Raw genomic sequence first — 8356 nt, forward strand, 5'->3', positions numbered from 1 at the left:
TGCAGGAGCGGGTTCAGGTGCCGGGGCCGGAGCGGGCTCGGGTGCAGGAGCCGGAGCGGGTTCAGGTGCCGGGGCCGGTTCAGGTTCGGGTGCAGGAGCCGGAGCGGGTTCCTGGTACGTGTCCATCGAACGGGAATAGCTGTCGGAATCGCCACCCGGGTTACCGATATCGTCGTTCTTGCTCATGTCTACCCACCAGGCAAAATTGAGGGGCGACAGAACCTGCTTGCCGTAAGCCTGTGCATTGGCGTTGCTTTCGAAGTAGCCTACGCGGATGCGGTAATAGGTGCCTTCCAGTTCGCCCGGATTTTCGACTTCGGCGATGTAGGCCTTGATGTTGTTTTCGGCGAGTTTCTTGATGATGCCGTCGGCAGCCTTCTTGGAGGACTGGATGCTGACCTGCACGACATAGTCTCCCTTGTCCTGGGGTACGACTTCATTTGCGGATGCTGCTGCGGGGGCGCTAGCTTCCGGAGCGGGTTCGTTCTTGGCGTCGTTTGCGCCAGAAAGGGATTGGATGGGGACCAGTTCGGGTTCGTCGGCCTTCGGCTGTTCCGCCGGTTTGGGTGCGGGAGCCTGTGCGGCAGGCTTTGCCGGTTCCATTTTCGGGACTTCTTCTTCGTCGCAAGCGGTGAACAATGAGCATGCCAAAACGACACTGCCCAAGGTCAAAAGCGTTTTTTTCATCCAAATCTCCATTTTTTTCGAAAAACAACGTAAAAAAGCAAGCTTTTTGCAGAAATATACATAAGTCTTTGATAATACGCAAGTTAAATCCACCAAAATACGCCGAAAAAAAGACATTTCCGGCACCCCTTGACGAAATCAGCGCAAATAAATATATTTGGCTATCCAAAAACGAATTTCTAATTTAACCAAAGGATAATCGTGATCGGCGTAATTGTTAAGTCCAACGAACCTTTTGAACGCGCTCTCAAGCGTTTTACCAAGTCCTGCGAAAAGAACGGCATCATTTCCGATGTCAAGAAGCGCCAGCGCTTCGAAAAGCCTTCTGAAGAAAAGAAGCGTATCGAAACGGCCGCCCGTCGCAAGCGCTTGAAAGAAATCGCTGACCAGAACCGCAAGCGCCTCTACTAATTGACGCCTGGCTTCCCAGGTTGTTAGAGGTCGCCCGCGAATTTCAATGGGCATTCGTTTAGTGATGAGTCGTCGGTCTGGGACCGGTGGCTCGTTGCGTGTTTTTAGAGGTATCACCTAAATGCTAGGACGGGGCGTAATCCGTCTGGGGTAAAACATGAGCAGTGCATTGCTGACAAAGATTAAAGACGATATCAAGGCCGCCATGAAGGCGCACGATTCCGAAACTCTCGGAACGCTCCGTACCCTCCATTCCGACATCAAGAACGAAGCCATGAAGAATGGTGCCACTCCGGCACAGATCGAAGAAACCATTACCGACGAGATGTGCGTCGACGTCCTTGCCCGTAGCGTCAAGCAGAAGCAAGAAGCTATCGACATCCTCACGAAGGGCGGCTTCATGGACAAGATTCCGGCCGAAGAAGCGATCATTGCCCTGTACCGCAAGTACATGCCTGCCGAAATGACTGAAGACGAAGTTAAGGCGCTCATTGCCGAAATCAAGGCCGCGACCGGAGCTTCCAGTCCGAAGGACATGGGCAAGATCATGAAGGAACTTTCCCCGAAGGTCAAGGGCCGTTTCGACGCCAAGCGCGCATCTGCCTTGGTGCAGGATGCGTTGAAGTAAACCTTCTATCTTTTGGTCATGCCAGACCGCGAACAATCGAAAATTCAGGAACTGGAGCTGCTCTACAAGATCAGCTCCATTTTGAACCAGAGTCTGGATTTCGAAAATGTCGCTCACCCGATCCTCGAAGTGGTGGAATCCACAATGGGCGTGGAGCATGCGACCCTTACCTTATACAACCGCCATACCGGCGAAATCTCCATTGAAATTGCTGAAGGCCTTTCGAGCCGTCAGGCTCGCAAGGGCCGCTACAAGGTGGGCGAGGGTATTACAGGACGTGTGGTCGAAACAGGTAAGCCCGTCATCATTCCCTCTGTAGGTAAGGATCCGGACTTCCTCGACCGTACCGGTCGTGGCAAGGATGAAAACAAGGCGTTCCTCTGCGTGCCCGTCATCATGGAGCACCAGGTCATTGGCGCCTTCAGTGCCGACGTAAAAGATCCTGTCGAAGATGAACTTCCCGAAAAGCTTCGGTTGTTAGAAATTATTGCGCAGATGCTTGCGGCAGCTCTCAAGCTGCGCCGTGAAGCCCGTGAAGAAACCGAGATTCTCAAGGCCGAAAACGAACGACTCACGCTCGAGCTCAAGGATCGTTTCAAGCCTGATAATATTATAGGCCGCTCTAGCGAAATGCTGCGCGTCTACGACCAGATTGATCAGGTTTCCAGAAGCCCCCTCCCCGCACTGATCGTGGGTGAAGTCGGCACGGGCAAGGGGCTTGTCGCCGAGGCAATTCATTATCGTTCCGATCGCAGCATGGGCCCGTTCGTCCGCGTCCACTGCGCATCGATGCCTGAGTCGGTATTGGATCGCGAACTGTTCGGCATCGAGCGCGGCGCCCTGGTGGGCGTGGTGTCCGAGACACCCGGCCGCGTCGAACAGGCGGTCGACGGCACGCTGTTCCTTGACGAAGTCGGCGAACTATCGCCGAATCTTCAGGTGAAACTTCTTCGCCTGTTGCAGCAGGGCGAGGTCGAACGCATCGGTGCTCGCATTGCCAAAAAAGTAAATGTTCGCGTGATTGCGGCAACTACCAAGAACTTGCAGCAGATGGTGGAAGAAGGAAACTTCCGCGAAGACCTTTACTATCAGTTGCACATCTTTCCGATTTACGTTCCGCCTCTTAGAAACCGAAAGACAGATATCGTACTTCTGGCGGATCACTTTGTGGAACATTACTGCCGTCTGGTCGGGAAGAATGTCCGTCGCCTCGCACGCACGACCATCAACATGCTCATGAGCTATCCGTGGCCAGGCAATGTCCGTGAACTCGAAAATGGTATCGAACGCGCCGTACTCGTTGCCGACGAAGATGTTATCTATCCGCACCATTTCCCGACCACGCTCCAGACCGCTGAAACAAGCGATACGCCCGTTTCCGGAAATCTCAAGCGTATGGTGGAAGCCTATGAAAAGGACATCATCTGTGATGCCCTCAAGAGTAGCAAGGGAAAAGTAGCTGCCGCAGCGCGCAGTCTCTCTACGACTCCGCGCATTCTTACATATAAAATAAAGCAACTAGATATCGATCTAGCTGCTTTCGGAAAATAAGAAATCTTCTACTTAGTTGAATGTGGCGGAGAACATCACGTTGATGCCGTAGGCGGACATGTCGCCAGCATCGTGCTTGTCGTCGGCAGATCCGTAGGTAAAGGCGGCTGATACGCCGAGACCCCAGTTTTCGCTAACCCACCATTCCTTACCGGCACCGACCTGGAAACCGAATCCTGTTTCAGAGGCTCCATCGACTTTGTTATCGTTGTCGGTATTGTCACTGTTGGTAAACTGAGCTGTACCGACAGATGCGGTGACAAAGAAATTCGCAGGAAGATAGTAGGTGACGCCGATGCCGAGAAGGCTCATGTTTTCGCTAAGGTCCGAAGTCGAGATTTTTTCGTCTTCATAGATGATATCCATGTCGTTCATGCAGGAGACGCCTGCGATTGTGGCATGCAACAGGGTGTTGGGGGCGATTCTTCCGCCAAGTTTGATGTCGAATTCGGTAGCGCCGCCCTTAGCTTCCAGATCCGGGGCGAACTTGGTCGATGCGCTATATTCAAAACTCTGGTAGCCGAAACCCAGGGAAAGGTTCAGGAAAAATCCGTCATGGGTTTGCGGGGCCGATTCGGCAAAGCAGAACGCAGCGGCCGTTGCAATAAGAATAAGTAGCTTTTTCATGATGTTCTCCTCTTTTAAAAAGAATTTGTTCTAAAAGATAGCAAACGATTTGTCAAAATCAAGTATTTTTGGTGTTAAAAAGGGACCTTTGACCCCTCGTTTTGCTTCTGACCTCCTGTAATCAACTGCTTTCTAATTCTATATTTGCTCTTTGTAAAAAACAAAAGGAATTAAAATGCAATTTCGTCCTGTAAAAGAACAGCTTGAGATTTTGATGCGCGGTGTTATCGATGTTGTGCCGCAAGATGAACTTGAAAAGAAACTTCAGAAGTCTTACGATACCGGTGTTCCTCTTCGTGTGAAGATGGGCGTTGACCCCACCGCCCCGGATGTGCACTTCGGCCACACGGTGGTGATGCGCAAGCTCCGCCAGTTCCAGGATTTGGGCCATACCGTCGTGCTCATCGTGGGAGACTACACTGCCCAGATTGGCGACCCCAGCGGCCGCAACAAGGCCCGTCCGCGCCTCACCCACGAACAGGTGCTCGAGAACGCGAAGGAATACCAGGAACAGTTCTTTAAGGTGGTGCGCCGCGATCAGGTGGAAATCCACTACAACGGCGAATGGTTCTCTAAGCTCCCGTTCAGCAAGGTGACCGAACTCATGGGCCAGTTCACCGTGGCCCAGATGCTCGAACGCGAGGACTTCCACAACCGCTACACGGCCAACACGCCCATCAGCCTGCACGAGTTCATGTACCCCATGATGCAGGGCTACGATTCCGTGGCCATCAAGAGCGACGTGGAACTGGGCGGCACCGACCAGAAGTTCAACGTGCTTCGCGGTCGCGATTTGCAGCTTTTCGAAGGCATGGAACCGCAGATCGGTCTCTTCATGCCGATCCTCCTCGGTACCGACGGCAAGGTCAAGATGTCTAAGTCCATCGGTAACTACGTGGGCCTGAACGAACCCGCCGATGTGATGTACCACAAGATTTACAGCCTCGCCGACAGCATCGTCGAGAACTGGTTCGAGCTCCTCACCAACATCCCGCTTGCAGAAATCAAGCAGATGATGGCAGACATTGCCGCAGGCAAGATGAACCCGAATGATGCCAAGCACCGCCTCGCCATCGACATCGTGACGCAGTACTACGGCGCAGAAGCCGCCGAGGCCGCCGCTGCCAAGGAACGCGAAATCCACAGCGGGAACGCCATCCCGAGCGATGCTGCCGAATGCAGCGTGGCGGCCGGCACCTACGGAGCACTCGACCTGCTCGTAGAAATCAAGGCCTTTGCAAGCAAAGGCGAAGCCCGCCGCATGGTCCAGAACGGCGGCGTGAAGATTGCCGGCGAAAAGCTCGCTGACCCGCAGGCTTCCTTTGAAATCAAGGGTGCTGACCAGCTGGTTATCCAGGTGGGCAAGCGCAAGTTCTTCAAGGTGAACTTTTAGAGGCCGTCATGGCGCAGGAAATTCTCATACTTGGTCTAAATCCCGCCTGGCAGCGTCTGTTCTTCCTGGACAAGTTTACGCCGGGCGAGGTGCACCGTATCAAGAAGGTCGAAGAATACGCTTCGGGTAAGGGTATCAACTGCGGAAGGGTGCTTCAGCTGTTGGGCGGAACGCCCGTGATGATGCATTTCCTGGGCTCCGAGCATGGTTCCCGCATCTTTGATGAAATTTCTTCCTGTGGAATACAGCAGGCTCCCGTCTGGATTGGGGAACCCACTCGAATTTGTACGACCGTGGTCAGTGAGGGCGTCTCGACAGAATTGATCGAGCCGTCGCCGGTGCTTGCAGAAAATGAGAACGAAGACTTTATCCAGACGCTAAACGAATACTGGAGCTCGACGCAAAGAGTTGCTTTGTGCGGAACCTTCCCCAAAGGCTTTGACGTTTCGCTCATCAACAGTCTTGATTTTACTGGCAAGAAAATCTACGTTGATGCCATCGAGAATATTGAATCCTGGCTGGAAAAGGGTGTCGAACTTTTGAAAATCAATTTGCAGGAATACTGCAAGCTTCTTTCGAATCTCGGCTTGCCGCTGGTGATGTCCAGTCCTCAGTTCTGGAAGATGACTGCGACTGCTGTACTGGAACGGCTTCCAATCAAGTCTCTGGTTGTGACCGATGGGGAGTCTCCGGTGCGTGCATTTCGCCTTGTCGAAAAGAAGTTCCAAGGAGTTGAACTGGTTCCGCCCGCAATCCAGGTGAAAAACAGCGTCGGTGCCGGTGACTCGTTTTTCGCGGGTTGGCTGTATGCCGATAGTCAGGAATTGGATTTCGAGGAATGTCTGATCAAGGCGACTGCAGTGGCTGCGGCGCGTTGCGAGGTGGATCGTCCCTGGAATCTCAAGATGGATCGTGTCAAGGAGTTTGAGTCCGCGCTGGCGGAAAGTATCGAAAAAATGGAATAGCGCTATGTCTTCGCCCAGTATCCTGTATGCCTTTGCGACGCCCATGGAGCTGTCATCCGTTTTTCCTGAATGTGAAAATTCCGTTGAAAGCGGAGTTTCTGACAAACTAATCGCCCTGCCTCGGGGCCTTGGCTACGCCTGCATTCTCGGTATAGGGATGCTGGACTTTTCGGTAAACCTTTCTTCGGTTCTTGTTCAGAGCGAACGCAGCGGATTGCGCTTTTCGTCGGTAATCATTCTAGGCGTTTGCGGAGCCTATGTCGGCCGCGGCGTGGATATTCTGGATGTCGTGCGCGTCGATTCCGAAATGGTGGGCGATATGGGATACCAGGAAAAGGACGGCTCGTTTTATCCGATTCCCGGCTCCGTCATGGCGACATCTCCGGAGAAGGCTTCGGAAAGTATTCGGCGTCTCAGGTCGGTGGCCGGTCTTACAGTTAATTGCTGTACCGGCACGGAGGAACTTGGGCTGCAGCGCGCAAGAATGTTCAATGCCGATATCGAAAATATGGAGGGTGCTGCGGGAATGGCGGTTTGTCGATCCTTTGGTATCCCGGTTTTTGAGGTCCGTGCCGTATGCAACATGGCTTCCACCCGTGATCGTGCTTCTTGGAAATTGCACGAGGCTCTCGCTGCCCTCCGGCGGGCCGTCTTTAAGGCCGAATAGATCCCGTTCGCCCCCCACACCTCGCGCTTCATACCTCACACCCCACATCATCCATCATCAATTATCAATCATCAATCATCAATTATCAATCATCCCATGCGTCTTTCTCTCGGTATTTCCACCTGTCCCAACGATACCTACATCTACGAAAATCTCATTCGCGGTCTCGAGCATTCTCCCTTCGAGTGGGATGTCCACTTTGCCGATGTGCAGACTCTGAACGAAATGGTTCAGCGTGGCGAGCTCGATGTGGCCAAGGTCAGCGCCCAGGTGTATCCTAAGGTCGAGGAAGGCTATGTTTGCCTGGACTGTGGTGGTGCTATTGGTTATGGTTGCGGACCGCTTCTGCTTTCGGCGGTGTCGGGAAACTTTGATGCGGAACTTCCTGTGACGCTTCCCGGAGCCGATACGACGGCGGCGCTTCTGTATCGTTTTTGGCACAGGAATACGCAGGATGGGCCGTTGGACGTGAATTACGCTCTGTTCGACCAAGTCTATCGTTCGCTGTTGCATAAACAGGTTGCCCAGGGAGTTGTCATCCACGAGCACCGCTTCACCTGGAAACGCGATGGTCTTTATCTGTTGCAGGACCTTGGCGCATTCTGGGAACGCGAAACGGGAACGCCTATTCCGCTAGGAATTGCCGTGACGAAGCGCACGCTTGGTGCCGAAGTCATTATGCAGGTCGAGTCCGAAATCCGCGAAAGTCTCCGTATTGCCCGTGGTCGCGAGAACCTGGTGACCCCCTTTATCGACGAAAAGGCGCAAATCGATGACTTTTCGGTCATGGAAGCGCACATCCGCATGTTCGTGAACGATTTCTCCGAAAATGTGGGGGAGAGCGGAAAAAGGGCCTTGGAGAACCTCTGGAGGTTGGTTAGAGGTGAATAAAGTGTGAAATTTGCCTAAAAAATTGTAATATTATGGAAATGTAAACGAAATTTTTACGAAATGGCGAATTTTTATTAAAAACTTTATTTATTTTCCCTACAGCATATTTTTTGGAGTTTGCTTATGAGTTTAGTCAACGACCTCGACCAAGAAATTGAAAATTTCAAGCGCGAATACGAAAAGTTTGAGCGCGGAAACAAATCGGCCGGCACCCGTGCCCGCAAAGTCCTGCAGGACATCAAGAAGACCTGCCAGGAAATTCGCGTCGCTATTCAGGGTGCGAAGAAAGAGGAGGAGAAGGACGGACCGGCAGTCGCCGATTGACCTGAAAATACTCCGATGAAACGGCTATTTCAACATTTTTACATAAAAATGGGCTTTTTTTGCGAAAATCGTTTGACTAAAGCCGTTTTTGAAGGTATATTCCCATTTGACTTTTACTGTTTGCCAAAACAGGTAGAGAGTAGGTTTTGATTTTTATGTGTTCTATGATTGGAGAAACGTAGCAGTATGACCCTAAAGAAACTGGTCTTAAT

The 8356-nt window shown here is 52.3% G+C and carries 10 protein-coding genes; 8 read left to right on the forward strand and 2 right to left on the reverse strand.

All coding sequences use genetic code 11. The features are described from left to right. A partial coding sequence (locus Q0628_RS06290; protein WP_298769226.1) for an SPOR domain-containing protein occupies positions 1-687 on the reverse strand: 687 nt, incomplete at its 3' end. Positions 688-888: 201 nt separating this feature from the next. Between Q0628_RS06290 and rpsU the strand changes: the two genes are divergently transcribed. The 3 genes from rpsU to Q0628_RS06305 all read left to right on the forward strand — a co-directional run bounded on the left by rpsU (position 889) and on the right by Q0628_RS06305 (position 3277). Beyond that, the gene (gene rpsU / locus Q0628_RS06295; RefSeq protein ID WP_014546541.1) at positions 889-1098 is read left to right on the forward strand and encodes a 30S ribosomal protein S21; all 210 of its coding nucleotides are present in this window, start codon (positions 889-891) and stop codon (positions 1096-1098) included. 157 nt (positions 1099-1255) lie between these two features. Beyond that, complete coding sequence (locus tag Q0628_RS06300) at positions 1256-1726, forward strand: GatB/YqeY domain-containing protein (protein WP_298769228.1); 471 nt, start codon at positions 1256-1258, stop codon at positions 1724-1726. 18 nt (positions 1727-1744) lie between these two features. Continuing rightward, positions 1745-3277, forward strand: a complete 1533-nt coding sequence (locus Q0628_RS06305) for a sigma 54-interacting transcriptional regulator (protein ID WP_298769231.1) — start codon at positions 1745-1747, stop codon at positions 3275-3277. Positions 3278-3289: 12 nt separating this feature from the next. Here the strand turns inward: Q0628_RS06305 and Q0628_RS06310 are convergent, their stop codons facing one another. Continuing rightward, the gene (locus Q0628_RS06310; RefSeq protein ID WP_298769233.1) at positions 3290-3904 is read right to left on the reverse strand and encodes an outer membrane beta-barrel protein; all 615 of its coding nucleotides are present in this window, start codon (positions 3902-3904) and stop codon (positions 3290-3292) included. Between the two features lie 175 nt (positions 3905-4079). On the opposite strand from Q0628_RS06310, the gene tyrS reads away from it, so the two are divergent. From tyrS to Q0628_RS06335, 5 genes are all read left to right on the forward strand, one after another. After that, on the forward strand, positions 4080-5297 hold the full coding sequence (gene tyrS / locus Q0628_RS06315) for a tyrosine--tRNA ligase (RefSeq protein ID WP_298769236.1): 1218 nt from the start codon (positions 4080-4082) through the stop codon (positions 5295-5297). Positions 5298-5305: 8 nt separating this feature from the next. Then, positions 5306-6262, forward strand: a complete 957-nt coding sequence (locus Q0628_RS06320) for a 1-phosphofructokinase family hexose kinase (protein ID WP_298769238.1) — start codon at positions 5306-5308, stop codon at positions 6260-6262. A gap of 4 nt (positions 6263-6266) precedes the next feature. After that, the gene (locus Q0628_RS06325; protein ID WP_298769240.1) at positions 6267-6929 is read left to right on the forward strand and encodes a futalosine hydrolase; all 663 of its coding nucleotides are present in this window, start codon (positions 6267-6269) and stop codon (positions 6927-6929) included. Positions 6930-7025: 96 nt separating this feature from the next. Next, positions 7026-7820, forward strand: coding sequence for a 1,4-dihydroxy-6-naphthoate synthase (locus tag Q0628_RS06330; protein WP_298769242.1), 795 nt, complete (start codon positions 7026-7028; stop codon positions 7818-7820). Positions 7821-7943: 123 nt separating this feature from the next. After that, a complete protein-coding gene (locus tag Q0628_RS06335) occupies positions 7944-8144 on the forward strand; it encodes a hypothetical protein (protein WP_298769244.1) in 201 nt (66 codons plus the stop codon). The last annotated feature ends 212 nt before the right edge of the window (positions 8145-8356 follow it).

This window comes from uncultured Fibrobacter sp., assembly GCF_937877005.1.
In the GTDB taxonomy this organism is placed as follows: Bacteria; Fibrobacterota; Fibrobacteria; order Fibrobacterales; family Fibrobacteraceae; genus Fibrobacter.